Annotated in this window: 25 protein-coding genes and 1 pseudogene; 3 read left to right on the top strand and 23 right to left on the bottom strand. The window is 66.4% G+C overall.

Annotation, left to right across the window (positions count from 1 at the left end):
* The first annotated feature begins 36 nt into the window (after positions 1-36).
* The gene (locus AC1VNX_RS04085) at positions 37-897 is read left to right on the top strand and encodes a TPM domain-containing protein (protein ID WP_483161872.1); all 861 of its coding nucleotides are present in this window, start codon (positions 37-39) and stop codon (positions 895-897) included.
* A gap of 5 nt (positions 898-902) precedes the next feature.
* Positions 903-1,454: a TPM domain-containing protein gene (locus tag AC1VNX_RS04080; protein WP_483155570.1), complete on the top strand. Its 552-nt coding sequence runs from the start codon at positions 903-905 to the stop codon at positions 1,452-1,454.
* Here the strand turns inward: AC1VNX_RS04080 and pdeM are convergent.
* Positions 1,451-2,134 carry a ligase-associated DNA damage response endonuclease PdeM gene (gene pdeM / locus AC1VNX_RS04075; RefSeq protein WP_483155569.1) on the bottom strand — a complete coding sequence of 228 codons (684 nt, stop codon included), beginning with the start codon at positions 2,132-2,134 and terminating at the stop codon, positions 1,451-1,453. The two genes, AC1VNX_RS04080 and pdeM, sit on opposite strands and share 4 nt — an antisense overlap.
* Positions 2,135-2,199: 65 nt before the next feature.
* Here pdeM and trxC point away from each other — a divergent pair, with 65 nt between their 5' ends.
* Entirely contained in the window at positions 2,200-2,649 is a 450-nt protein-coding gene (gene trxC / locus AC1VNX_RS04070; protein WP_301507652.1) for a thioredoxin TrxC, read from the top strand.
* A gap of 2 nt (positions 2,650-2,651) precedes the next feature.
* On the opposite strand, the gene AC1VNX_RS04065 is transcribed toward trxC, so the two are convergent.
* The 22 genes and pseudogenes from AC1VNX_RS04065 to AC1VNX_RS03960 form a co-directional block, all read right to left on the bottom strand.
* A complete protein-coding gene (locus AC1VNX_RS04065) occupies positions 2,652-5,288 on the bottom strand; it encodes a ligase-associated DNA damage response DEXH box helicase (protein WP_483155568.1) in 2,637 nt (878 codons plus the stop codon).
* Positions 5,285-6,940, bottom strand: a complete 1,656-nt coding sequence (locus AC1VNX_RS04060) for an ATP-dependent DNA ligase (protein WP_483155567.1) — start codon at positions 6,938-6,940, stop codon at positions 5,285-5,287. The genes AC1VNX_RS04065 and AC1VNX_RS04060 overlap by 4 nt, the downstream gene beginning before the upstream one ends.
* Positions 6,937-8,055, bottom strand: coding sequence for a ligase-associated DNA damage response exonuclease (locus AC1VNX_RS04055; protein ID WP_483155566.1), 1,119 nt, complete (start codon positions 8,053-8,055; stop codon positions 6,937-6,939). The genes AC1VNX_RS04060 and AC1VNX_RS04055 overlap by 4 nt, the downstream gene beginning before the upstream one ends.
* Before the next feature lie 100 nt (positions 8,056-8,155).
* Positions 8,156-8,695, bottom strand: a complete 540-nt coding sequence (locus AC1VNX_RS04050) for a DUF3617 domain-containing protein (protein ID WP_483155565.1) — start codon at positions 8,693-8,695, stop codon at positions 8,156-8,158.
* Positions 8,696-8,772: 77 nt separating this feature from the next.
* The gene (locus AC1VNX_RS04045) at positions 8,773-9,420 is read right to left on the bottom strand and encodes a phosphatase PAP2 family protein (RefSeq protein ID WP_483155564.1); all 648 of its coding nucleotides are present in this window, start codon (positions 9,418-9,420) and stop codon (positions 8,773-8,775) included.
* Between the two features lie 120 nt (positions 9,421-9,540).
* A complete protein-coding gene (locus AC1VNX_RS04040; protein WP_483155563.1) occupies positions 9,541-10,209 on the bottom strand; it encodes a hypothetical protein in 669 nt (222 codons plus the stop codon).
* Positions 10,210-10,468: 259 nt separating this feature from the next.
* Complete coding sequence (locus AC1VNX_RS04035) at positions 10,469-11,173, bottom strand: hypothetical protein (protein ID WP_483155562.1); 705 nt, start codon at positions 11,171-11,173, stop codon at positions 10,469-10,471.
* A gap of 169 nt (positions 11,174-11,342) precedes the next feature.
* Positions 11,343-12,509: a Gfo/Idh/MocA family protein gene (locus AC1VNX_RS04030; protein ID WP_483155561.1), complete on the bottom strand. Its 1,167-nt coding sequence runs from the start codon at positions 12,507-12,509 to the stop codon at positions 11,343-11,345.
* A gap of 161 nt (positions 12,510-12,670) precedes the next feature.
* Positions 12,671-13,633: a substrate-binding domain-containing protein gene (locus AC1VNX_RS04025; protein WP_483155560.1), complete on the bottom strand. Its 963-nt coding sequence runs from the start codon at positions 13,631-13,633 to the stop codon at positions 12,671-12,673.
* A gap of 43 nt (positions 13,634-13,676) precedes the next feature.
* On the bottom strand, positions 13,677-14,708 hold the full coding sequence (locus AC1VNX_RS04020) for an ABC transporter permease (RefSeq protein WP_483155559.1): 1,032 nt from the start codon (positions 14,706-14,708) through the stop codon (positions 13,677-13,679).
* A pseudogene (locus tag AC1VNX_RS04015) lies at positions 14,671-16,207 on the bottom strand (sugar ABC transporter ATP-binding protein). The gene AC1VNX_RS04020 and the pseudogene AC1VNX_RS04015 overlap by 38 nt, the downstream one beginning before the upstream one ends.
* Entirely contained in the window at positions 16,204-17,373 is a 1,170-nt protein-coding gene (locus AC1VNX_RS04010; protein WP_483161871.1) for an ROK family protein, read from the bottom strand. Before AC1VNX_RS04010 ends, AC1VNX_RS04015 begins: the two are co-directional and overlap by 4 nt.
* A 232-nt stretch (positions 17,374-17,605) precedes the next feature.
* Positions 17,606-18,025, bottom strand: coding sequence for a F0F1 ATP synthase subunit epsilon (locus AC1VNX_RS04005; RefSeq protein ID WP_019657634.1), 420 nt, complete (start codon positions 18,023-18,025; stop codon positions 17,606-17,608).
* Between the two features lie 12 nt (positions 18,026-18,037).
* A complete protein-coding gene (gene atpD, locus AC1VNX_RS04000) occupies positions 18,038-19,438 on the bottom strand; it encodes a F0F1 ATP synthase subunit beta (protein ID WP_483155558.1) in 1,401 nt (466 codons plus the stop codon).
* Positions 19,439-19,587: 149 nt separating this feature from the next.
* Entirely contained in the window at positions 19,588-19,983 is a 396-nt protein-coding gene (locus tag AC1VNX_RS03995) for a hypothetical protein (protein ID WP_126025130.1), read from the bottom strand.
* An 88-nt stretch (positions 19,984-20,071) separates the two neighbouring features.
* Positions 20,072-20,947, bottom strand: coding sequence for a F0F1 ATP synthase subunit gamma (gene atpG / locus AC1VNX_RS03990; RefSeq protein ID WP_483155557.1), 876 nt, complete (start codon positions 20,945-20,947; stop codon positions 20,072-20,074).
* A gap of 33 nt (positions 20,948-20,980) precedes the next feature.
* Entirely contained in the window at positions 20,981-22,534 is a 1,554-nt protein-coding gene (gene atpA, locus AC1VNX_RS03985) for a F0F1 ATP synthase subunit alpha (RefSeq protein ID WP_483155556.1), read from the bottom strand.
* Positions 22,535-22,582: 48 nt separating this feature from the next.
* On the bottom strand, positions 22,583-23,113 hold the full coding sequence (locus AC1VNX_RS03980) for a F0F1 ATP synthase subunit delta (RefSeq protein ID WP_483155555.1): 531 nt from the start codon (positions 23,111-23,113) through the stop codon (positions 22,583-22,585).
* Positions 23,114-23,121: 8 nt separating this feature from the next.
* Positions 23,122-23,592: a F0F1 ATP synthase subunit B gene (locus AC1VNX_RS03975; protein ID WP_093206376.1), complete on the bottom strand. Its 471-nt coding sequence runs from the start codon at positions 23,590-23,592 to the stop codon at positions 23,122-23,124.
* Positions 23,593-23,674: 82 nt separating this feature from the next.
* Complete coding sequence (gene atpE / locus AC1VNX_RS03970) at positions 23,675-23,938, bottom strand: F0F1 ATP synthase subunit C (protein WP_019657641.1); 264 nt, start codon at positions 23,936-23,938, stop codon at positions 23,675-23,677.
* 54 nt (positions 23,939-23,992) lie between these two features.
* Positions 23,993-24,862, bottom strand: a complete 870-nt coding sequence (gene atpB, locus AC1VNX_RS03965; protein WP_093206375.1) for a F0F1 ATP synthase subunit A — start codon at positions 24,860-24,862, stop codon at positions 23,993-23,995.
* A gap of 4 nt (positions 24,863-24,866) precedes the next feature.
* Positions 24,867-25,352, bottom strand: coding sequence for an ATP synthase subunit I (locus AC1VNX_RS03960; protein WP_483155554.1), 486 nt, complete (start codon positions 25,350-25,352; stop codon positions 24,867-24,869).
* Positions 25,353-25,466 lie beyond the last annotated feature (114 nt).

Raw genomic sequence — 25,466 nt, 5'->3', positions numbered from 1 at the left:
CTCCAGGCACTTGCGGCACTCTGGGTGCTGCTGGCGATGGGCAACGCAACCGCCCAGGGCCTGCTCCCGATCCCCACGCTCACCGCGCGGGTGATGGACCAGACCGGCACGCTCGACAGCGCACAGCGCAACGGCCTCGAAACCAAGCTCGCGGCCTTCGAGCAGCGCAAGGGCTCGCAGATCGTTGTGCTGATGGTGCCGACCACCGCACCCGAGGACATCGCCAGCTACACGCAGCGCGTGGGCGATGCCTGGAAGATCGGCCGCAAGGGCGTCGGCGACGGCCTGCTGGTCGTGGTGGCAAAGGACGATCGCAAGATGCGCATCGCCACGGCCAAGACGCTGGAAGGCGCGGTGCCCGACCTGGCGGCCAGCCGCATCATCGACGAGGAGATGAAGCCGCGCTTTCGCAACGGCGACTTCGCTGGCGGCCTGAACGCGGCGGTGGACCGGCTCATCGGGCTGGTCGACGGCGAACCGCTGCCCGAGCCCTCGCGCAACACGGGCGGCGGCAACAACAGCGGCGGCAGCGACGGCTTCGACTGGGAGAACCTCGCTATCTTCCTGTTCGTCGGCGTCTTCGTCGGCGCGCCGATCGCACGGGCCATCTTCGGCAAGAAGCTGGGCACGATGTTCATCGGCGGCGGCGTGGGCGTGGTGGTGTTCTTCATCACCACCAGCATCGCCATCGCGGTGATCGCGGCGCTGGTGGCACTGATCGTCTCGCTGGTCGCGGGCACCGGGCGGCCGGGCGGTGGCGGGGGCGGCGGCTGGAGTTCCGGCGGCGGAGGCTGGGGCGGCGGTGGTGGCGGCTTCAGCGGTGGTGGCGGAGGCGGTGGTTTCAGCTCCGGCGGTGGCGGCAATTTCGGCGGCGGCGGCGCGTCGGGGGACTGGTGAACACGATGCAGACCACGAACACGAAGCCGTCAGGCAACGAAGCGGGCCTCTTCACGAAGCTGGGCCGCATCTGGCGCCATCGCTGGATCGACGAATCCGAGGTTCGGCGCGCAATCCCTCCGGCTGCGCTGGAGCGCCTCGCGGGCCGCGTGACCGCGAGCGAGCGGCGCCACAGCGGCGAGATCCGCATCTGCGTCGAGGCCGGCCTGCCGACGTCCTACCTGTGGCGCCACGCGTCGCCGCGCGAACGCGCCGTGACGCTGTTCGGCAAGCTGCGCGTGTGGGACACCGCACACAACAACGGGGTGCTCATCTACCTGCTGCTGGCCGAGCACGCCATCGAGATCGTGGCCGACCGGGGCATCGACGCGCATGTGGACGACGCCGAATGGGCGGCGATGGCCCAGCGCATGAGCGCGGCCTTCCGCGAAGGCCGCTTCGAGGACGGGCTCACGCAGGCGCTCGAAGAGATCTCCGCGCTGCTGGTCGAGCACTTTCCGCTGGCCGAGGGCGAAGTGGACGTGAACGAGCTGCCGGACGAGCCCGTCGTTCTCTAGAAGCCTTCGCGCGGCGGCACCGCCCACACGGCATCGCCGCCCACCGCGTGAAAGCGCCGCCCCGGCGCCGATTCCATCAACCACCCGCCCGTGAACTCGCCGAAGGCCGGCAGCACGGCCTGCTGCTCGTCGCTCGCGAAGCAAGGCAGCCGCACGCTGTCGCGTCCCCTGCCCTGGAGTCGGCAGACCGGGTGCAGATGCCCCGCGAGCACGAAGTGCGTCGCATGCGTCTGCGGATGGTGGCAGCAGGCGAAGGGGCCCAGCAGGAAAGGCTCGTCGACCACCTCGATGCCCAGCGCCTCCGGCGGATCGCCCGCGCGGCTGTCGTGGTTGCCGCGCACCAGCGTCATGGCGACGGCCGCGTGGCGCGCGCGCCAGGCCTCGACGGCGGAGAGCACCGTGCGTGCCTGCGCAGCGTGCAGGAAGTCGCCGAGAAACACGATGCGCTGGGGCGCATGCCTTTCGATCAGGGCATCGAGCCGCGCCAGGTTCTGCTGCGTGGTACCGCCCGGCACCGGCTGGCCGAGCGCGCGGTAGGTCGCGGCCTTGCCCAGGTGCAGGTCGGCCACGAACAGCACGCGCTGCCCGGGCCACCACAGGGCCCGCTCGGGCAGCAGGTGCAGCAGCTCGCCCGCCCAATCAACGGCGAGCGGCTTCGCGGATGTATCGGAAGAAGTCACGCAGCCAGTGTCGCAAAACCCGCGACCGCCTTGCAAAGGCCCTCCGCAGCCCCCATCTGCCGGCCATGACCGAATCGCCCCCGCTGCACATCGTCTGCCCGCACTGCCACACGACCAACCGCGTGCGCGCGGCGCAGCTGGGCAGCGCGCCCGACTGCGGCAGCTGCCACCGCCCGCTGTTCACCGGCCATTCGACGGCGCTGGCGGATGCCGCCACCTTCGACCGCCACATCGCGCGCAACGAGATCCCGGTGCTGGTCGATTTCTGGGCGCCCTGGTGCGGCCCCTGCCGCCAGATGGCGCCCGCCTACGAACAGGCTGCGGCCCAGCTGGAGCCCCACGTGCGGCTCGCCAAGGTCGACACCGAAGCGGTGCCTGCGCTGGGCGCGCGTTTCAACATCCGCAGCATCCCGACGCTGGCGCTGTTCCGTGGCGGCCGCGAAGTGGCCCGGCAGGCCGGCGCGATGGGCGCGGCCGACATCGTGCGTTGGGTGAAGGCGCACGGCGCGGGCTGAGACTAGAGCGGCGGCAGCGGCCTTGACGGTCGCGACGGTCGCCTGCGGTCGCGCCGCTGGCTCACCGGCTTCGGCGGCTTGCCCGGCCCTTCCTGCCCGAAGGCCAGCGTGCCCTTCACTCGCTCCACGCCGCCGGCGGTGACAACGCCGCCCGCGGCCTTCTCGAGCTGCTCGACCATGCGCGCGATGCGGTCGGCCACGTTCTCGTTCGACAGTTTCTCGCGGAACAGCTCGACCATCAGCGGAAACGAGAAAGGCGTGGGCCGCGCGAGCGGCTTCAGCACCAGCTGCTGCGTGGCGATGCGTTCGAGGCTCGCGCGCAGGCGGCCGATCTCGAGCTCCTGCGCGAGCAGTTCCTGCTCGGCCTGCCGCAGCAGCCTGTTGCCGGGGTCGTACTTGCGGAACACCTCCCAGAACAGCGAAGACGAAGCCTGCAGCTGCTTGCTGCTGCGCTTCTCGCCCGGATAGCCCTGGTAGATGAGGCCCGAGACGCGCGCGATCTCGCGAAAGCGCCGCTGCGCGAGTTCGCTGGCGTTGAGCGAGGCCAGCACTTCGTGCAGCAGCATCTCTCGTGCGCCTTCGCCCTGCGGCAGCGTCAGCACCTGCGGCAACAGTGCCGGCCAGTCGACCTCGGTCGCGCTCAGCAGCTCGAAACCGTAGTCGTTGACCGCGATGGAGAAAGTGCGCGCCTCGTGCTGCGCGACGCGCCACGCCAGCAGGCTCGCGAGCCCGAGGTGCACATGCCGGCCCGCGAAGGGATACAGGAACAGATGCGAGCCCTCGCGCGTGCTCAGGGTCTCGGCCAGAAGCGTCTGCGGCGTGGGCAGCGCCGACCATTGCTGCTGTATCTCCAGCAGCGGGCGCACGCACTGCAGCTCGGGCGAGTCGTAGCGTCCCTCGCCGGCCTGCGCGAGTTGCTGCACCACCGCGTCGGCCAGCGTGTTCGACAGCGGCATGCGACCGCCGCCCCAGCGCGGCACCGCGGCCCGTTTGCCGCTCGCGCGACGCACCCAGGCCGTCATGTCGTGGATGCGCACCAGCTCCAGCATGCGCCCGCCGAACAGGAAGCAGTCGCCGGCCTTCATGCGCGCGACGAAGCTCTCTTCGACGCTGCCGATCTTCGAACCGCCGAGGTACTGCACCGAGATGCTCGCGTCGCTCACGATGGTGCCGATGTTCATGCGGTGCCGCCGCGCGAGCCGCGCATCGGGCACGCGCCAGACGCCCTCGGCGTCGGGCACCACGCGCTTGTAGTCCGGATAGGCCGCAAGCGACGGGCCGCCCTGCGCCACGAACTCCAGGCACCACTGCCAGCTCTCGCGCGAGAGGCCTTCGTAGGCCGCCGTGCCGCGCACTTCGTCGTACAGGTCGTCGGGCACGAAGCCGCCGCCCAACGCCACCGTCACCAGGTGCTGCACCAGCACGTCGAGCGGCTGCCCGGGGGAATGGCGCGCCTCGATGTGCCCGGCCGCGATGGCGACGCGCGCGGCCGAGCCTTCCACCATCTCCACGCTGTGCGTGGGCACGAGCGTGATGCGCGAAGGCCGGCCCGGCGCATGGCCCGAACGGCCCGCGCGCTGCAGCAGCCGCGCGACGCCCTTGGGCGAGCCGATCTGCAGCACGCGCTCCACCGGCAGGAAGTCCACACCCAGGTCCAGGCTCGAGGTGCAGACCACCGCCTTCAGCTCGCCGTTCTTCAGGCCCAGCTCCACCCATTCGCGCACCTCGCGGTCGAGCGAACCGTGGTGCAGCGCGATGAGGCCGGCCCACTCCGGCCTGGCCTCCAGCATCGCCTGGTACCAGATCTCCGCCTGCGAGCGCGTGTTGGTGAAGACCAGCGTCGTGCTGCTCGCGGCGATCTCCTCGATCACCTGCGGCAGCATCGTGAGGCCCAGGTGGCCGCCCCACGGAAAGCGCTCGGCGACGCCGGGCAGCAGCGAATCGATGACGAGCTTCTTGGGCACCTGCCCCTGCACCAGCACGCCCTCTTCATGGCCCAGCAGCGCATGCATCGCCTCGTGCAGGTTGCCCAGCGTGGCCGACATGCCCCAGATCGCGAGGCCCGGGTTCCAGCGCTTCAGCCGCGCGAGCGCGAGCTGCACCTGCACGCCGCGCTTGTTGCCCAGCAGCTCGTGCCATTCGTCGACCACCGCCATGCACACATGCCCGAGCACTTCGCGCGCATCGGCCCGCGCGAGCAGCAGCGAAAGGCTCTCGGGCGTGGTGACGAGCACCGTGGGCAGGCGCTGGTTCTGCGCGCTGCGCTCGGCCGAGCTGGTGTCGCCGCTGCGCGCCCCGGCGCTCCACGGATGCACCTCGGCGCCGAGGGCTTCCAGCGGCTGCTGCAGGGCGCGCAGCGTGTCGGCCGCCAGCGCGCGCATCGGCGTGAGCCACAGCACGGTGAGCGGCTCGGCAACAGGCCGAGCGTTCGCCGATGCCGCCGGCTTGCGCGCCCGCACGAAGGCCCGCAGCGCGCCGAGCCACACGGCGTAGGTCTTGCCCGCACCGGTGGTGGCGTGCAGAAGTCCCGAGCGGCCATCGGCAATGGCCTTCCAGACTTCGCGCTGGAACTTGAACGGCTTCCATCCGCGCGCGGCGAACCACGTGTCGAGCGCTGTCTTGACGATCCTGCTGCTCATGCTGGCAACAACGCCGCCAGCGTCTGAAGGGTATCGGCCTCTTCCACCGGCTTGTCCTCGCGCCAGCGCAGCATGCGCGGAAAGCGCACCGCGATGCCGCTCTTGTGCCGCGTGCTGTGCGCGATGCCCTCGAAACCCAGCTCGAACACCAGCGTGGGCTTGACGCTCTTCACTGGCCCGAAGCTCTCCACCGTGGTCTTGCGGATGATCGCGTCCACACGCGCCATCTCGGCATCGGTGAGGCCCGAGTAGGCCTTGGCGAAGGGCACGAGCTTGCGGTCTTCCTGCTCCGGCGGGCCGTCCCACACGGCGAAGGTGTAGTCGCTGAAGAGGCTGGCGCGCCGGCCATGGCCGCGCTGCGCGTAGATCAGCACCGCGTCGACGCTCAGCGGATCGATCTTCCACTTCCACCACACGCCCACGTCCTTGGTGCGGCCCACGCCGTACTGCGCGTCGCGGCGCTTGAGCATCATCCCTTCGACGCCCATGGTGCGCGCCGCTTCACGCTGGCGCGCGAGATCGGGCCAGTCGAGGCCTGTGAGCATCGGGCTGGGCAGCAGCGAGGGGTGGTCCATGCGCCCGACGAGTTCATCGAGCAGCGCGCGGCGCTCCGACTGCGGCAGCGCGCGCAGGTCGCGCCCTTCCCATTCGAGGATGTCGTAGGCCAGCAGCACCACCGGAATGTCGCGCAGCAGCTTCGCGCCCAGCGTCTTGCGGCCGATGCGCTTCTGCAGCTCGGCGAAGGGCTGCACGCGGCCTTCGCGCCAGACGACGATCTCGCCGTCGAGCACCGTGCCATCGGGCAGCGCCTCGCCGAGCGCGGCGAGTTCGGGGAAGCGCTCGGTCACCAGTTCTTCGCCGCGCGACCACACCCATACCGTGCCGGCGCGCGTCACCAGCTGCGCGCGGATGCCGTCCCACTTCCATTCGACGATCCAGTCCGACGGCGGGCCCAGCACTGCGTCGAACTGCTCCAGCGGCTGGTTGAAAGGATGCGCGAGGAAGAAGGGGTACGGCTGGCCGCTGGTCTTCTGTTCCTGCTCGACGCCCGACTCGGCCGCGACCAGCGCGCGATAGTCGTCGGCCTGCGGCCGCCCGCCGATGTGCGTGTAGCCCATGAGCCGCTGCGCGACGCGCTTGGCGTCGATGCCTCCCACGGCCGCGAGCGCCTGCGTGACCTGCAGCTTCGACACGCCGACGCGGAACGCGCCGGTGATGAGCTTGAAGTACACCAGCCGCTCCTCGGGCGCGAGCTGCCGCCACTGCGCACGCAGGCGGTCGGCGAGCTGATCGGGCGCCGCCTTGGCGGCATCGCGCAGCGGCAGCAGGTGCTGCTCGACCCAGCCCGCGAGGCCAAGCTCGTGCGCCTCGCTCGGCGGAGGCAGCAGCAGCGCGATGGTTTCGGCGAGATCGCCCACCGCGTCGTAGCTCTCGTCGAACAGCCACTCGGGCAGGCCGGCAGCTTCCTGCGCGAGCAGTCGCAGCAGCTTCACGGGCACCAGCTGGCGCGGCTTGCCTCCCGCGAGAAAGTAGACGGCCCAGGCGGCGTCGGCTGCGTCGGCCTCGCGCAGGTAGCGCTGCAAGGCGGCCTGCTTGGCGAGGCTCGATGTGCTGGCGTCGAGCTCGTGGTACAGCGCGGCAAAGGCCTTCACGGTGCTTCTCCTTCCCCCGCTGGGGGAAGGTCGGGATGGGGGCTGCCGGCGTCTGCATCGCGCGCCGTCTGCCCGCTCGCCGATCCTCGGGAAGTTTCCTGGTCGTCCTCGTCGCCGTACTCGGTCCTGAAGGCCTGTGCGTCGAGGCCGTTCTCGCCTAGCCACCGCACCATCACCTGCACGCTGCCGTGCGTGACGAAAACCCGTTCGGCGCCCGTGCCGGCAATGGCCTGCTGCAGGCCTGGCCAGTCGGCGTGGTCGGACATCACGAAGCCCCGGTCCACGCCGCGCCGCCTGCGCGTTCCGCGCAGCTGCATCCAGCCGCTGGCGAAGGCGTCGGCGTAGTTGCCGAAGCGTCGCATCCACGGCGAGCCCTGTGCCGAGGGCGGTGCGAGCACCAGCGCGCGCTTAAGCAGCGCGGCGTCGACACCCGCGTCATCGGCGCGCAGGGTGGGCGGCAGCGCCACGCCGGCCGCGCGGTACACGGCATTGAGCGGCTCCACCGCGCCGTGCACGACGATGGGCCCGATGCTCGCGTCCACGCCGTGCAGGATGCGCTGCGCCTTGCCGAAGGCATAACAGAACAGCACCGAGGCGCGCCCTGCTTCGGCATTGGCGCGCCACCATGCGTCGATCTGCGCGAACAGCACGGCCTGCGTGGGCCAGCGGTAGATCGGCAGGCCGAAGGTCGACTCGGTGATGAAGGTGTCGCAGGGCACCGGCTCGAAGGGCGGGCAGGTGCCGTCGGGCTCGGTCTTGTAGTCGCCCGAGGCCACCCACACGCGCCCTCCGTGCTCGAGCCGCACCTGCGCAGAGCCCAGCACATGGCCAGCCGGGTGCAGGGAGACGCGCACGCCGTGGTGCTCGATGGCTTCGCCGTAAGGCAGCGTCTGCAGCGGGATGTCGCGGCCCAGGCGCGCGCGCAGCGTGCCGGCGCTGTCGACGTGGGCCAGGTAGTGTGCATGCCCAGGGCGCGCGTGGTCGGAGTGCGCGTGCGTGATGACGGCACGCGCCACCGGCCGCCACGGGTCGATGTAGAAATCGCCGGGCGGGCAGTACAGGCCCTCGGGCCTGGCGACGACGAGGAGGTCTTCTTCCTGCTTTGCGGGTGGCATGGCACGCCATCGTAGGCGCTGCCGGGGTTTCGCGCCGCAGCGCGGCAGGCTCGAAGCGTTGTGGGCTGGCGCCTACCGGGCGACCGCCGTCAGGTGCACGCTAGGGGCGTTTCGGCCGGTTGTTCATCATGTCCAGCACGTTCATCTTCATGCCATTGGGCATGACCATGTCGCCCGGCTTCTGGTCGGCCTTGCAGGGGCCGATCCACCGGGCTTCCATGGTGCTCGTGCCTTCGGCCCGGCCCATGAGCGGCGGGCTGTAAGTCGACTTGTTCTCCATGCGATAGGCGGAGTTGAAGTCGCCGCTGATGACGGCATGCGAGGTGGCCACGGTGTTGCCGATCTTGCAGACCGAATCCATGACCAGCTTGCCGCCATCCGTGCGCAGCTCCTGCTTCGAGCACAGGTCCTTGCCCATGCCCTGGCCCATGTCGCGCAAGGCCTTGTCGGTGGCGGCGTCGATGCACTGCTGCACGGTGTGATTGCCGCCGTGGCCCGCGCTCTTGCCAGTGGCTTCTCCGGTCTGGGTCTGGATTTCCCAGAGGCCGGGCTTGCGGGAGGGGAAGTCGAGCGCGAACGCAGGGCTCGCGGCGACGCCGGCCGCGATGCATGCGATGACGGCGGACAGGCGAATTTTCATGGCGGACTCCCGCTCCTTCGAATGGCGAAGCCCGCGTTGTACCGTGCGTGCGGCCACGGCGGAATACCGCGATCGGCCTACGCCGCCGGTGCTCGTCCCTCGGCGCGCCGCCGCGTGGCGACGCCGAACGCCACGCCCAGGGCGAAGCCGCCGAGCACGTCGATCAGCACATGCTGGCGCACCGCCATCGTCGAATAGACGATGCCCGCGGCCCAGGCCACGTTGAGGGCACGCAGCCACAGCGGCGCCCCCGCCGCCCGCAACTGCCGCGCCAGCACCACGCAGCTGAACACCGAGAACGACACATGCAGCGAGGGAAAGGCATTGCCGGCCGAGTCGACCATCTTGAGGAACTGCAGCGAGGTGCCCGGCGTGGTCTCGACCACGAAGTTGGGAATCGCCGTGGGCATGAACCAGAACACGAGTAGCGCCAGCAGCGTCATGGCCGCGCAGCCCAGCGAGAAGCCCGTCAGCTCGCGCATGTCTTTGGCGAGCAGCACCGGCAGTGCGATGTAGCCCCATAGCGAGAGGTATACCGGCAGCAGCCACGGCCAGAAGGCGATCAGCCGGTCGACGGGCGTAAGGGGCAGCACCCAGGCCTGGCCCGCGTTCTTCATGATCCAGAAGTACAGCGGGAAGAAGCCGAGCGTGGCGATGGTGTTGCCGATCAGCTTCAGGGGGAAGAGCGTGATGCTGCGACGCCAGAGGATGACCAGCCAAGGCATCGAGGAAGAACTACGGCTTGAAAAGAACGAGGAGATCATGGATGCAACGTGGCGCTGCCAAGTGCATCCACTTTAATTCGGCTCGCCTCCCAAGCCACCACGCACCGCCAACCTGTTACTTCAGCTGGCGGGCGAATTCGCCACAGCCGTCACCCCGCACGTTTCGGTCGATGGCGAGAAGGGCACCGAGATCAGGTCTTCCCTGAGCGTGAGCAGTACCCTGCGTGTGCATCGCTCGACAATCAGCCCCGCGCGCTCGACCTTCTCGGTTTTCCCCTCGAAGTAGCGGAAAGACTTCTGCGTGGCCACATTCCCAGGCAGAATCTTTGCAGCCATCGAAACAGAAAGATCGACAGACTCCTGCATCAGCTCGCCCGTGACCTGGCGCAACCGGGAGCCATTGTCCCGTGTCCAGTAGGCCACGGGATCCTGTTCGGCCATCGGCGCAGACACGACCTTGATCATCCGCTCGTAAACCGCTGGACCTGTCGTCCCTGCCTTTCGAACCTTTATCGAATTCTCAAGAACAAGGGCCGTCTGATCCTGCGTCAATGCGAAAACCGGTGCACTCTCAACCAGCCATTGGGCCTCGGCCTGCCCGGCCATCACCATTTGCCGCGCAAGCTCGGCGTATGTGTACGTGGACAGCACGGCCTTGTAGGGAACCAGCACCTCGTCGGCCTTCTGCTGCAGCTTGAGCTTCTGCGCGTTCTTCGACGACTCGTTGATGAGCCCATGAGTGATCACGGCAGCGATAAGCCCTGCGGCATTGGGTGCGGGGTAGAGCATGCCTCCACTGCCAACCCCTGCCTCGTCGAAACTGACAACCCCTCTGAAGACAACGGGACCAGCCGCCGGGAGTTGCAAAGACCAGTGCGGCAAGGGTGCCACCACCGGCACACTGGCGGTATCGCTGGGTGCCGGTGGTACAGCATCACTCTGCGCAAACGCCGAGGGAGTCAACACGGACAGGGTAATGGCCGTCGCACATGCCAGGGTGTACCCGGCATTAACGATCGAGCTCACCGCTGGTGCCAGCTGTCGGCGTTCAAGGCTTCGCGGTGCCATTGAGCGGCTTCAGAACACTGTCGCGACCTGCTTCCAGCGCTTGGAAATAGGCATTGGTGAGGCCAGGGAACTTCGGCGGCTCGTCCCACTTGCCGTCGGCGCTGCGGCTAATCTCAATGGGCTGATACCAGCTGTAGGTGTTGGTCTTGAGGTCCACCAGATAGCTCGAGCCCGAGACGGTGGCCTTGGGGTCGCTGGTTGGGACATAGGAGGAGTACGTCCGCACATAGCCGACCAGCGGCAAGTCGATGATCAACAGCTTGTCGACGGCAAGCTTTCCTCGCAGTGAAGAGAAGTCCTTTCGTGCGTTCGTGGGCACCTCGGTTCTGATGTCGGGCAAGGACTTTAGATCGATGGGCTCCTTGATGACCACCACGTCCATGTCCTTCTTGCGCAGTACCACTGCGACGTCTTCCTTGAGCGTGGCAAGGTCGTCGTGCGACAGGGTCTCCGTATGCTTGGTCAACGACGAATTGGAAGCGCTGGCAAAGGCGTAACACAGCAGGCAGCCAGCGCCGGGAAAGTAAGTGTCGACTTTGGGCAGGGCAGACATCGCCACGCCAACTTTTCCGCTCTTTGCACTCAGCGCATCCTGGCCCAAGGCCACTGGCTGCTGTGGCTTGATGGCGCATCCGCTCAGAAAAATACCCATTACCGTCGTGGCGACGGCCAAGCTCCATTTCATGCTACTTCTCCTCTTTTTGTTGAACCGCAGGATTAGACATGCGGAAGGAGAAATGGAGACGGCCGACTACGCCAAGAGCCGAAATAAATAACGTGGCAGGTGCGATTTTTCGTGATTTATTTGCTATCGGCAAAAGCATGGGCCGTGATATGGCCTAGCCAACGGCAGCTCACCACGGAGTCCACTTACGCTCACTTCCTGCCGAAGCCACCGTGCGTTCGATGAAGCGCACGCCCCGCGCGCCGTCCTCCACGCGCGGATAGTCGGCGGCCAGCGGGTCGGCTACTCGCCCTTCGAGCCTTGCGCGGATGTCCGCCGCCACGCCCGCGTACACGTTCGCGAAGGCTTCGATGAAGCCTTCCGGGTGCCCCGCCGGCAGCCGGCTCGCGCGCTTCGCGGACTCGCACAGCCATGGCGCGCCGCGCGTGAGCACCTGCAGCGGCCCGTCGTGCGGCAGGTGCACCAGCCGGCTCGGCTGCTCCTGGTGCCATTCGAGCGTGCCCAGCGTGCCCGATACGCGCAGGCGCAGGTCGTTCTCCAGGCCGGTGTTGATCTGCGAGGCCACGAGCACGCCGCGCGCGCCGCCCTCGAAGCGCAGCAGCAGGCTGCCGTCGTCGTCGAGCATGCGGCCCGGCACCAGCGCGCCAAGGTCGGCGCAAAGGCTTTCGATCTGCAGTCCGGTGACGGTGGCCACGAGGTTCTCGGCGTGCGAACCGATGTCGCCGATGGCGCCGGCCGCGCCGCTGCGTGCGGGGTCGGTGCGCCAGTCGGCCTGCTTGTTGCCGCCGCTGCCTTCGACGTGGCTCGCAAGCCAGCCCTGGTTGTATTCGACGACGACCTTGCGGACCTCGCCGATCTGGCCCGAGCGCACCATCTCGCGAGCCTGCCGCACCATCGGATAGCCGGTGTAGTTGTAGGTGACGCCGAACACCGTGCCCTGCTTCGCCACGGTCGCGACCAGCGCGTCGGCCTGCTCGCGCGTGTGCACCAGCGGCTTGTCGCACACCACGTGGAAGCCCGCTTCGGCAAAGGCCTGCGCCACCGGAAAGTGCACGTGGTTGGGCGTGACGATCGACACGAAGTCGATGCGCTCGCCCTCCGGGCGCTTCAGCTCGTCGGCCAGCAGCGCCTGCCAGTCGCCGTGGTTGCGGTCATCGGCCAGGCCGAGGTCGCGGCCCGAGGCGCGTGCCTTGTCCGGGCTCGACGACAGCGCGCCGGCCACGAGTTCGATCTGGCCGTCGAGCGCCATGGCCTTGCGATGCACGCTGCCGATGAAGGCGTCGCGGCCGCCGCCGACCATGGCGTAGCGCAGTTTGCGGAGAGGTGTGTCGGTCATATCGAAGCGTTCCTGGAAACTGTCCCCTCTCCCTCTGGGAGAGGGAGAGGGTGAGGGCATCGGCGGTTGCGCATTCACCGCCTTTGCCACCGCCGCCGGCCCTCACCCCAACCCTCTCCCCAAGGGGAGAGGGAGCAAGGCGGGCCCGCCGATTCAGGACATCAGAACGGCGAATTCGGGTGATAGAACTCTTTGGCGTTTTCCTTGGTGATGAGCACCGAAGGAATGATCGTGGTGGCCGGCAGCTTCTCGCCCTTCAGGCGCGCCTCGGCCGTCAGCTTGATCGCGTCGTAGATGAACTTCGGCGAGTAGCTCACATCGGCGGTGATGCGCTTGTCCTTGCCGTCCATGATGGTCTTGACCATGCCCTTGGCGCCCGCGCCGCCGAAGATGATCTTGATGTCGTCGCGCTTGGCTTGCTCGATGGCCTTCAGCACGCCAACGGCCATGTCGTCGTCGGCTGCCCAGATGGCATCGATGCTCTTGAAGCGCGTCAGGTAGTCCTGCGTGACCTTGAATGCGTCGTCTCGGTTCCAGTTGGCGTACTTGGCGTCGAGCAGCTTGATGTCGGGGCTGCCCTTGAGCACGGCGTTGAAAGCGTCCATGCGTTCGTTGTCGAGCGTGGTCGCGATGCCGCGTAGCGCCACCACGTTACCCTTGCCGCCGAGCTGCTTGACGATGTACTCGGCCGGGATCTTGCCGAAGGCCGTGTTGTCGCCGGCCACGTACGCATCCTGTGCGCTGGTGTCGGTGAGGCCGCGGTCGACCACGGTGACGTAGGCGCCCTTGGCCTTGACCTGCGCAACAGGCTTGGTCAGAGCGGCCGACTCGAAGGGGAACACGACCAGCGCGTTGATCTTGGTGACGGTCGACAGGTCTTGCAGCTGGTTGGCCTGCTCGGGCGCATTGGCCGCCGTCTTGATCGTGATCTTCAGGTCCTTGTGTTCCTTCTCCAGGTCTTTCTTCGCCTGGTTGGCCCAGTAGTTGATGCCGCCCATGAAGCTGTGCGTGGCCGCCGGAATCGAAACGCCGAGGTTGACCTTCTCCGCGGCGAGCGCGGGCAGGCTGGCGAACGCCGCGGCGGCAACTGCCGTGAGTGCGAGGCGTCTGGTGAGAGTCGTCATGCTGGGTGTCTCCTTGTGGTTGATGGAACGAACGGGAAAGGGGCTAGCGGCGTCCTCGTTGAAGGAACGCGACGATGATGATCACGAAGCCCTGCACCGCAGCGTTCAGGTACACGCTGATGATGCTGGTGAGGTTCAGGATGTTGCTGATGACCGAGAGCAGGATCGCGCCCACCACGGTGCCGGTGATGCTGCCCGCGCCGCCCTTGAGCGCGGTGCCGCCGACGATCACCGCGGCGATGGCTTCGAGCTCCCACAGCAGGCCGGTGGTCGGCGAGGCCGAGCCCAGCCGCGGCACGTACAGCAGCGTGGCAATGCCCACGCACACGCCGAGCAGCACGTAGGTGAGGATCTTCACGCGGTCGACGTCCACGGCCGCGTAGCGCGCCACCTGCTCGTTCGAGCCGATGGCCTGCACGTAACGCCCATACGCTGTGCGATTGAGGATGATGCCGCCGATGACCGCGACGATCACGAAAACCCACACCGGCACCGGAATGCCCGCGAGGCTGGCGTAGTACACCGGCGCGTAGAGATCCGACAGCTCGTTGTCGAGCGTGAGCGCGCCGCCGTCGGCAAAGTACGTGAGGTATGCGCGGAAGATGCCGAGCGTGCCCAGCGTCACGATGAAGGGCTCGATGCGCCCCTTGGTGATGAGCAGGCCATGCGCGAGCCCGAACACCGCACCGAGCACCACCGCCAGCACCGCGCCCATCACGACCGCGAGCAGCGGCGATCCAGAGGCCGGGCCGGCCCAGTTGATGAACATGATCACGCTGCCCGCGATGAGCGCCGCCATCGAGCCCACCGACAGGTCGATGCCGCCGGAGATGATCACGAAGCACATGCCCACCGCGATGATGCCGATGAAGGCCGTGCGCGTGAGCACGTTCATCGCGTTGTCCAGTGTCGCGAAGTCGCCGTTCAGCAGCGTGCCGGCAATGCACAGCAGCACCAGGCCGATGACCGGGCCGAGGCCGTGCAGGCGCTGCACCCAGCCCGGCTTTGCCTCGCTGCGGTGCTGCTGCTGCGCGGCTTCAAGCGTCTGCGGTGGTGTTGGCTGTTCCGGTGGCATGAGCGATGAGCTCCTCTTCAGTCAGATGGTCCGCGTCGAGCGTGGCAACGAGACGGCCCGCGCGCATCACCGCGACGCGGTGGCACAGGCCGATCAGCTCCATCAGCTCCGACGAGACGACGATCACCGCGAGCCCTTCGCGGGCGAGTCGCTGGATCAGGAAATAGATGTCGCGCTTGGCACCCACGTCGACGCCGCGCGTGGGCTCGTCGAGCACCACCACCTTGGGTTGCGGCTGAAGCACCTTGGCGAGCGCGAGCTTCTGCTGGTTGCCGCCCGACAGCGACGATGCCTTCACGTCGAGCGAACCGGTGCGAATGCTGTAGTCCTTCACCGCCCCGGCCAGCGCGCCGCGCTCGGCCTCGGGCTTGAGCCAGGGCTGGGCGTAGCGTTCGAGCGCCATCAACGTGAGGTTCTGACGCAGGCCGAAGTTGACGTGCAGGCCCTTGCCCTTGCGGTCTTCGCTGAGGTAGGTGAGGCCGTGCTTGGCGGCATCGCGCGGGTTGCGCCAGCCCTTGTCGTGGGGCACGGGCTTGCCGAGCATCTCGACGCTGCCGCTCGCGGGACGCAGGCCTAGCAGGCCCTCGAAGAGTTCGGTGCGGCCCGCGCCGACGAGGCCCGCGAAGCCGAGGATCTCGCCGGGGCGCACTTCGAAGCTCGCGTCCTGCGCCCAACCGGGCACGCAGAAGTTGCGCACGCGCATGGCGGGCGCGTCGGCGGCGACGACCACGTCGCGCGGCGGGTAGAGGTCGGCCAGTTCGCGGCCCACCATGAGGTTGGCCATCTGATGGCGCGTGACCTCGACCGTCGGCGCACGCGCGACGAAGCGACCGTCGCGCATGACGATGACTTCGTCCGTCACCTGCTCCACTTCGTCGAGCTTGTGCGAGATGTAGACGATGGTGACGCCATCGGCGCGCAGCTGGGCGATGAGCTTGAACAGGCGCTCGGTCTCGCCCGGCGTCAGAGTGGCCGTGGGCTCGTCCATGATGAGCAGGCGCGCGCGGCGAGCGATGGCTTTCGCGATCTCGACGAGCTGCTTCTCGGCGACGATGAGCTTTCGCACCTTGGTGCGGGGATCGATGTTCAGGCCCACTGCTGCAAGTGCGGTGGCGGCGTCGCGCTCCATCGAGGCGTCGTCGAGCAGCCAGCCCTTCTTTTTCGTGGCCGAGGAAGATGTTCTGCGCCACGCTCAGGTCTTCGGCGAGATTGAATTCCTGGTGGATCAGCACGATGCCGAGTGCTTCGGCATCGCGCGAGCTCGCGAACTGCTGCGGCTGTCCGTTGACGCGCAGCGTGCCTCCGGTCAGCGGCTCGTAGCCAGCCAGAATCTTCATCAGCGTGGACTTGCCCGCGCCGTTCTCGCCGAGCAGGCCGTAGACGTGGCCGGGCGCGAGCGCAAAGCTCACGCCGTGCAGCACCTGCACGGGGCCGAAGGCCTTCACCACCCCATCGAACTCGACGGCGACGCTGCCCTTGATGTTCTCGGCCGCGTTCATGGCGCCACTCCGCGGGCCTTCAGGGTCTCTTGCATCGCGAGCACGCCGGCGCCGATCAGGCCGCCCTGCATGCCCAGCGGCGTGTACTGGATTTCCAGATGCCGCGTGGAGAGCGCCAACGAGCGCTGGTACACGCTCTGCCTCACGGCCGCGAGAAACAGCGGGCCGATGCGCGTGATGCCGCCGCCGATGAACACATGCGACGGATTGAAGAAGTTGACGACCGACGCGAGCATCTGCCCGATCAGGCTGCCCGCGCGCTGGATGATGGCGTTGGCGGCCGTGTCGCCGCCACGGCTGGCCTGGCCCACGTCGATCGCGTCGATGCGGCCGTGCTGGCGCAGCACTTCCGCCAGTGCGGCACTCTCGCCGGCCTCGGCCGCCTGCATTGCCATGCGCGTGATCGCGGGGCCGGCGGCCATGGCCTCGACGCAGCCGAGGTTGCCGCAGTGGCAGCGCGGGCCTTCCTGGTCGACGCAGATGTGGCCCACGTCGCCGGCCGAACCGGCGGCGCCGCGGTACACCTCGCCGTGGCAGACGATGCCGCAGCCGATGCCGGTGCCGATCTTGATGACGAGGAAGTTCTGCAGCGAACGCTTGAGGCGCCACAGCTCGCCGAGCGCCATGAGGTTCACGTCGTTGTCGACGAAGACGGGCGCGGCGTAGTCCTCGCGCAGGTAGTCGCGGATCGAGAAGCTGTCCCAGGCGGGCATCAGCGGCGGATTGACGAGCTGGCCGATCTCGAAGTTGACCGGACCAGGCACGCCGATGCCGATGCCGAGCACGTCCTTGGGGCCGTGGCCGCAGCGGGCCAGCAGTTCGCGCATCAGCGCGCGCACGCGTGCCAGCACCACGGCCGGGCCTTCGCGCACGTCGGCGGGTTCGTCGTGCTGGGCAAGAACGCTCAGGTCGGGCCGCAGCACAGCCACGTCGAGGCTGGTGGCGCCGATGTCGACACCGACGAGCACGCCGAGCCCGGCATGAAGCTGGAGGTTTTCGGGGCGGCGTCCGCCCGAGGAGCGCTGCAGGCCGGCTTCGGCGAGCAGGCCCTGGTCGACGAGGCCGGCGATCAGCCCGTTGGCCTTGCTCTTGGAAAAGCCCAGCTGCTCAGCCATGGCATGGCGCGAGCCGCCGGCTGACCAGAAGGTCGTTTCCAGCAAACGCATTTCGTCCGCAGTGATGCCACTCCAGGGTGCCACGCGCCGTCCTTGTCTCCGGTGTTCTTTGTCTTGCGTCCGCAACCGTGGCTGCTGGACGAAGGCGAATACTAGGCGGCGGGCTTCAGCCGGACAAGGTCGAACTTCGGCCTAATTCAGGCCAAATGGAGATAGTGCCGAGAACTGAGCGGACGAAAAAAGCCGCCTCGGGGGCGGCTTTTTTGTGCTCCGGGAGGGGAGCTTATTTTTTCTGACGGTACTTGCGCAGCGCGGCGATCTGGGCGGCCATCACGGCCAGCTCGGATTGGGCCATCGCGATGTCGATGTCGCTCTTCGCGTTCTTCAGCGCCTCTTCGGCTGCGGCCTTGGCCTGGTTGGCCTTCTCGTCGTCGAGGTCCTTGCCGCGGATCGCGGTGTCGGACAGCACGGTGACGGCGTTGGGCTGCACTTCGAGAATGCCGCCGGCCACGAAGACGAACTCTTCCTTGCCGTCGGCGGTTTCGATGCGCACGGCGCCGGGGCGGATGCGCGTGATCAGCGGGGTGTGGCGCGGGAAGATGCCGAGCTCACCGGCTTCACCGGGCAGCGCGACGAACTTGGCTTCGCCCGAGAAGATCGACTCTTCCGCGCTGACCACGTCCACATGAATGGTGCCTGCCATGGTGATTCCTTCTTAAGCGACCTTCTTGGCCTTCTCGAACGCTTCGTCGATGCTGCCCACCATGTAGAACGCTTGTTCCGGCAGGTGGTCGGCTTCGCCGTTCACGATCATCTTGAAGCCACGGATGGTTTCGGCCAGCGGCACGTACTTGCCGGGCGAGCCCGTGAACACTTCAGCCACGTGGAACGGCTGCGACAGGAAACGCTGGATCTTGCGGGCGCGGGCCACGGCCAGCTTGTCTTCGGGAGCCAGTTCGTCCATGCCCAGAATGGCGATGATGTCGCGCAGTTCCTTGTAGCGCTGCAGCGTGCCTTGCACGGCGCGGGCCACGTTGTAGTGCTCTTCACCGACCACGTTCGGGTCGAGCTGGCGCGAGGTCGAGTCCAGCGGGTCCACGGCGGGATAGATGCCGAGCGAAGCGATGTCACGCGACAGCACCACGGTCGAGTCCAGGTGGGCGAAGGTGGTGGCGGGCGACGGGTCGGTCAAGTCGTCGGCGGGAACGTACACGGCCTGGATCGAGGTGATCGAGCCGACCTTGGTCGACGTGATCCGCTCCTGCAGACGGCCCATTTCCTCGGCCAGCGTCGGCTGGTAGCCCACGGCGGAAGGCATGCGGCCCAGCAGAGCCGACACTTCGGTACCGGCCAGCGTGTAGCGGTAGATGTTGTCCACGAAGAACAGAACGTCACGGCCTTCGTCGCGGAACGACTCGGCGATGGTCAGGCCGGTCAGCGCCACGCGCAGACGGTTGCCCGGAGGTTCGTTCATCTGGCCGTAGACCATCGACACCTTCGAGTCCTCGAGCTTCTCGAGGTTCACGACGCCGGAGTCGGCCATCTCGTGATAGAAGTCGTTGCCTTCGCGGGTACGTTCGCCCACGCCTGCGAACACCGACAGACCCGAGTGAGCCTTGGCGATGTTGTTGATGAGTTCCATCATGTTCACGGTCTTGCCCACGCCGGCGCCGCCGAACAGACCCACCTTGCCGCCCTTGGCGAACGGGCAGACCAGGTCGATCACCTTGATGCCGGTTTCCAGCAGGTCTTGCGAGGGCGACAGTTCGTCGTACGCGGGAGCCTTGCGGTGGATGGAAGCGGTGAGCTCCTGGCCCACGTCGCCGCGCTCGTCGATCGGGCGGCCGAGCACGTCCATGATGCGGCCGAGGGTGGCCTTGCCGACCGGCACGGTGATGGGAGCGCCGGTATTGGTCACGACCAGGCCGCGACGCAGGCCGTCGGACGAGCCCAGTGCAATGGTGCGCACCACGCCGTCGCCGAGCTGCTGCTGAACTTCGAGGGTCAGCCCGCCGCCTTCGAATTTCAAGGCGTCGTACACCTTGGGCATCTGGTCACGCGGGAACTCCACGTCGACCACGGCGCCGATACATTGGACAATTTTTCCTTCAGCCATGGCGTTTCCTTCTGGATGGATCTCAATAAATTTGCGACAGGTTCTTGCAGAAGCGTCCTGCTGCCAAGACGGGCCGCTTTTGCAAGAAGGCCGGACAAGCCGGCATTCCTGAATTTCTCTTCGCTGTCGTTGCCGTCAGCTCTTCTTCATCAGCACTTCATGGCCGTCGCCTGGGCGGCGAAAGCGTCCGAAGCAGCCTTGCAGGCCTGACCCAGCGCAGCCTTGTCGGCGCCCATCGAAGCCCAGGTGGCCTTCGTCTGGTCGAGGCTTGCCTTCATGGCGTCGGCTGCGGCACCGCTTTGCGAAGCAACGCAGGTCTGCACCTTGGCCAGGTAGTCGTTGCATTCCTGCGGCAGATCGGCGGCCGATGCCGTCGGAGCTGCGGCGGGAGCAGCCGCCGGCGCTGCTGCGGGAGCGGGCGCGGGTGCCGGAGCGGGCGCTGCAGGCGCAGCAGCGGGAGCCGGTGCAGGCGCGGGCGCCTCTTCCTTCTTGGAGCAGGCGGTCAGAGCGGCAGCAACAGCCACCAGAGCAAGCATCTTCTTCATTTTGCGCAGAGTCCCCTAAAAAAGGCCTTGGGTTACCAGGGGCGCGGAACGCCCCCGATCAGCAACGCGGCCTGTTGCATTGCCTCAATCAAACGCCAGCGGCAGCAGCCGCGCCGGACACGATTTCCGACAGTTCCTTCGTGATGCCAGCTTGGCGGGTCTTGTTGTAGACCAGCTTCAGCTCGTTGATCACGTTGCCTGCGTTGTCGGTCGCGGCCTTCATGGCCACCATGCGCGCCGAATGCTCGGACGCCATGTTCTCGGCCACGGCCTGGTACACCAGGGACTCCACGTAGCGCACCAGCAGCTCGTCGATCACGCTTTGCGCGTCGGGTTCGTAGATGTAGTCCCACGAATGATGGCCCGACTCGGTCTGCAGCGTCTCGGCCTTCAGCGGCAGGAGCTGTTCCACCATCGGCTCTTGCTTGATGGTGTTGATGAACTTCGTGTAGCACAGGTACACCGCCGACAGCTTGCCTTCGGCGTACGCATCCAGCAGCGTCTTGACCGGCCCGATGAGCTTGTCCAGATGCGGCGTGTCGCCCAGCTGCGTCACATGGGCCACCACGCGGGCGCCGATGCGGTTGAGGAAACCCAGGCCCTTGTTGCCGATGGCGACCGACTCGACCACGTTGCCCGCAGCCTGCGCTTCGCGCAGCTTGCTGGTGACGGCACGCAGCAGGTTGGTGTTCAAGCCGCCGCACAGGCCCTTGTCGCTGGTCACGATGATGAAGCCGACGCCCTTGGCATCGGTCGTCTTCATGAACGCGTGGGTGTACTCCGGGTTCGCCTTGCCAAGGTTGGCTGCGATGTTGCGGATCTTTTCGCTGTAGGGGCGAGCGGCGCGCATGCGTTCCTGCGCCTTGCGCATCTTGGAAACCGAGACCATTTCCATGGCCTTGGTGATCTTCTTGGTGTTTTCCACCGATTTGATCTTGCCGCGGATTTCCTTACCAGCTGCCATGAGAACTCCTTCTTGCGTCGGTCAAGGCGTCGATCAGGCGAACGACTTCTTGAACGAGGTGACGGCGGCCAGCAGTTCGGCTTCCGATTCCTTGTCCAGGGCCCTGGCCTTCTCGATCTTGTCGAGCAGCGCGGCGTGGCTGGACTTCAGGAACTGGTGCAGGCCGTGTTCGAAAGGCAGCACCTGCTTGATTTCGAGGTCGTCCATGAAACCCTTGTTCACGGCGAACAGCGACGCGCCCATCAGCGAGATCGGCAGCGGGCTGTACTGCGGCTGCTTCAGCAGTTCGGTCACGCGGGCACCGCGGTCGAGCTGCTTGCGGGTGGCTTCGTCGAGGTCGGACGCGAACTGCGCGAACGCAGCCAGCTCACGGTACTGCGCCAGGTCGGTACGGATACCGCCGGACAGGCCCTTGATGATCTTCGTCTGGGCCGACGAACCCACGCGCGACACCGAGATACCGGCGTTGATGGCGGGGCGGATACCTGCGTTGAACAGGTTGGTTTCCAGGAAGATCTGGCCGTCGGTGATCGAGATCACGTTGGTCGGAACGAAGGCGGACACGTCGCCGGCTTGCGTTTCGATGATCGGCAGCGCGGTCAGCGAACCGGTCTTGCCCTTGACTTCACCCTTGGTGAAGGCTTCGACGTAGTCGGCGTTCACGCGGGCGGCGCGCTCGAGCAGACGGCTGTGGAGATAGAACACGTCGCCGGGATAGGCTTCGCGGCCCGGGGGACGGCGCAGCAGCAGCGACACTTGACGGTAGGCAACGGCCTGCTTGGACAGGTCGTCATAGACGATCAGCGCGTCTTCGCCGCGGTCGCGGAAGTATTCGCCCATCGTGCAGCCCGAGTAGGCCGCCACGTATTGCATTGCCGCCGATTCCGAAGCCGAAGCCGCGACCACGATGGTGTAGTCCATGGCGCCGGCTTGTTCCAGGGCGCGCACCACGTTCTTGATCGACGAAGCCTTCTGGCCGATCGCAACGTAGACGCAGGTCATGTTCTGACCCTTCTGGTTGATGATCGCGTCGATCGCCACCGCCGTCTTGCCGGTCTGGCGGTCGCCGATGATCAGCTCGCGCTGGCCGCGGCCGACGGGCACCATCGAGTCGATGGACTTCAGGCCGGTCTGCATCGGCTGGTCGACGGACTTCCGTGCGATCACGCCGGGCGCGACCTTCTCGATCACGTCGGTCATCTTGGCGTTGATCGGACCCTTGCCGTCGATCGGCTGGCCCAGGGCGTTCACCACGCGGCCGACGAGCTCGGGGCCCACCGGCACTTCCAGGATGCGGCCCGTGCACTTGACGGTGTCGCCTTCGGAGATGTGCTCGTACTCGCCCAGGATCACGGCGCCGACGGAGTCGCGCTCGAGGTTCAGGGCCAGGCCGAACGACGGGACGCCGTCAGCCGTGGGCGGGAACTCGAGCATTTCGCCCTGCATCGCGTCGGACAGGCCATGCACGCGCACGATGCCGTCCGTCACCGACACCACGGTGCCTTCGTTACGGATGTTGGCGCTGACCCCGAGGCCCTCGATGCGGCTCTTGATCAGTTCGGAAATTTCTGCGGGATTGAGTTGCATGACTCTTTCCTTCTTTCTTTGAGGCTACAAGTAGAGGGCTGGAAACCGTCAGGCCGCCAGCGCAACTTTCATTTGTTCAAGGCGCGCTTTGACGGAGGTGTCGAGCACCTCGTCGCCGACCACCACACGGATGCCGCCGATCAGTTCGGGTTCTTGACGAACCGAGACCTGGAGCTTGCGACCGAAGCGCTTCTCGAGCGCGGCCGACACGTTGGCCAATGCCGAGGCTTCGATCGGGAAGGCGCTGTAGACCACGGCGTCGGACGAACCGCTCTTCGCGTTGGCGAGCGCCCGGAACTGCTTCGCAATTTCCGGCAGCACCGAAAAGCGCCCGTTCTCGAGGAGCGCGGACAGGAAGTTCTGGGCAGGGGCGGCCAGCGGTGCACCGAATGCACCGGCGACCACGCCGACCACCTGTTCGGCCGTGGCCTTGGGGTTGTCGGCGAACTGCTGGAGCTCCGGATTGGCCGCGATGGCGGCAATCTTTTCGAGCCAGGCGCTGGTTCCGGCGACGTCGGACGACGACGCCTTGAAGAGCGCCTCGGCGTAGGGGCGTGCAATGGTGGCGAGTTCTGCCATGGCTTCTATCAGAGTTCGGTCTGCAGACGGGCGAGCAAATCGGCGTGAACGCCCGCATTCACTTCCTTGCGCAGAATCTGCTCTGCGCCCTTGACTGCCAGTGCCGCAACCTGCTCGCGCAGTGCTTCACGGGCCTTCAGTGCCTGCTGTTCGGCTTCGGCGCGTGCGGCTGCAACGATCTTGTTGCCTTCCTCGGTCGCGCGGGCCTTGGCCTCTTCAACGATGGCCTGGGCGCGACGTTCGGCGTCGGCAAGACGTTGCGCGGACTCGTTACGCGCCTGACCCAGTTCGGCTTCCACGCGCTTGTTGGCGGCGGACAGCTCGGACTTGGCCTTGTCGGCGGCAGCGAGGCCTTCGGCGATCTTCGCGGCGCGGTCGTCCAGCGCCTTCGCGATCGGCGGCCACACGTACTTCATCGTGAACCCGACCAGGATCAGGAACACGATCATCTGAACGATCAGGGTACCGGTAATGCTCACTTTTCACCCTCTCTATGGGATTGAATCGAAGCCATTCGCTAGCAGGGCCAGGGAACGACGACGCAGGTCCGACGAGAAAGACTTACTTCGGCAGGTTGGCGATTTGCGACAGGAACGGGTTGGCCGTTGCGAACCACAGGGCGATACCGGTGCCGATAATGAACGCGGCGTCGATCAGACCAGCCAGCAGGAACATCTTGGTTTGAAGTTCACCCATGAGTTCGGGCTGACGTGCGGCCGACTCGAGGTACTTGCTGCCCATGATGCCGATGCCGATACATGCGCCCACAGCGCCCAGACCGATGATCAGGCCGGCGGCCAGTGCAACAAAGCTAATAACTTCCATGATGACTCCTAGAGGACTTTGGTTGAAGAGAAAACAGAAAACAAAAACTGATGATCAGTGGTGATCGTGGGCCTGGCCGATGTAGACCAGCGTCAGCATCATGAACACGAAGGCCTGCAACGTGATGATCAGGATGTGGAAGATGGCCCAGGCCGTGCCCGCGATGATGTGGCCGATGGCCAGGCCGATGCCGGTGGCCGACATGGACCAGGCACCACCCATCAGGGCGATCAGCAGGAAGATCAGTTCGCCGGCATACATGTTGCCGAACAGACGCATGCCGTGCGAGACCGTCTTGGCGACGAACTCGATCATCTGCATGGCGAAGTTGAAGGGATACAGCGCCCAGTGGTTGCCGAAGGGTGCGGTGAACAGCTCGTGAACCCAGCCGCCGGCGCCCTTGATCTTGATGTTGTAGTAAATGCAGATCAGCAGCACGGCCACCGACATGCCCATGGTCACCGAGAGGTCGGCGGTGGGCACGACGCGCAGGTAGGCATGGTGCGGGTCTTCGCCGGCGATGTGGAAGATCTTGGCCCAGATCGCCGGGAACAAATCGACCGGGAACAGGTCCATTGCGTTCAGCAGGAAGATCCACACGAAGATCGTGAGCGCCAGCGGGGCGACGAACTTGCGGCTGGTGGCGTTGTGGACGATGCCCTTGGCCTGCTGGTCGACCATTTCGACGAGCAGTTCGACAGCCGCTTGAAAACGGCCGGGAACACCCGAAGTGGCCTTGCGGGCAGCCAGCCAGAGCAGCCAGCAACCCAGGATACCGAGCGTGATCGAGAAGAAAAGAGAGTCGAAGTTGAAAACCGAGAAGTCGGCCACACCTCCGGGCTTGGAGCTTTGCAGGTGCGTCAAGTGGTGAACGATGTATTCACCCGCGGTCTGACCATGTTCCGCAGCGTTTTCAGCAGCCATTCCGTTACTCGTCTCTCAGTTTCCGGCGCCGGGGCGAGAACATCACCGCCAACCAGGCCGCCTTCATTGTCACCACCAAACCGATCAGCATTGCTGGCCAGCTCAGCGCCGTTATCAGCCTTGGCGCGGCGATCAGCATCGCCACGGACAAGGCCATCTTGACCATTTCCCACAGGAAGAACCCGAACACCGCAGTACCCGGATTCAGGGAGGAAAACCGGCCGGTCAGCCCGCGCGCGAAGACCGCCGATGGAACAACCACCGCGATCGCGCCATATGCGGCGGACCAGCCCAGATTTTGCCTCCCCGTCAGTCCCCAGGCAGCCAGAGCCACCACCAGACCGACAACCAACTGACCCGCGATCACCCGCCACGGGGAGATCGATGGGTTCTTTGCTCGCAGTTCACGCGCCTCATCGGCGGTCAACGGCTTGAATTCTGCGTCGAGACCTTCCGTGGTCTCCGGGTCATGACGGGCGATTGTTTTCATTTCGAATGAAGCCCGGATGACGACCCAGAATTTCTACAAAGCCATTGATTATAAGTAAAAACCCAGCCAGTCCCGCCACCCGCACTGTCCCGCACGCAAATCGGCGCTGCATTC

The organism is Variovorax sp. TLI9-5A, from assembly GCF_056867935.1.
Note: the sequence above shows the minus strand (reverse complement) of the source record. Positions and strands in the feature narration are given on the sequence as shown.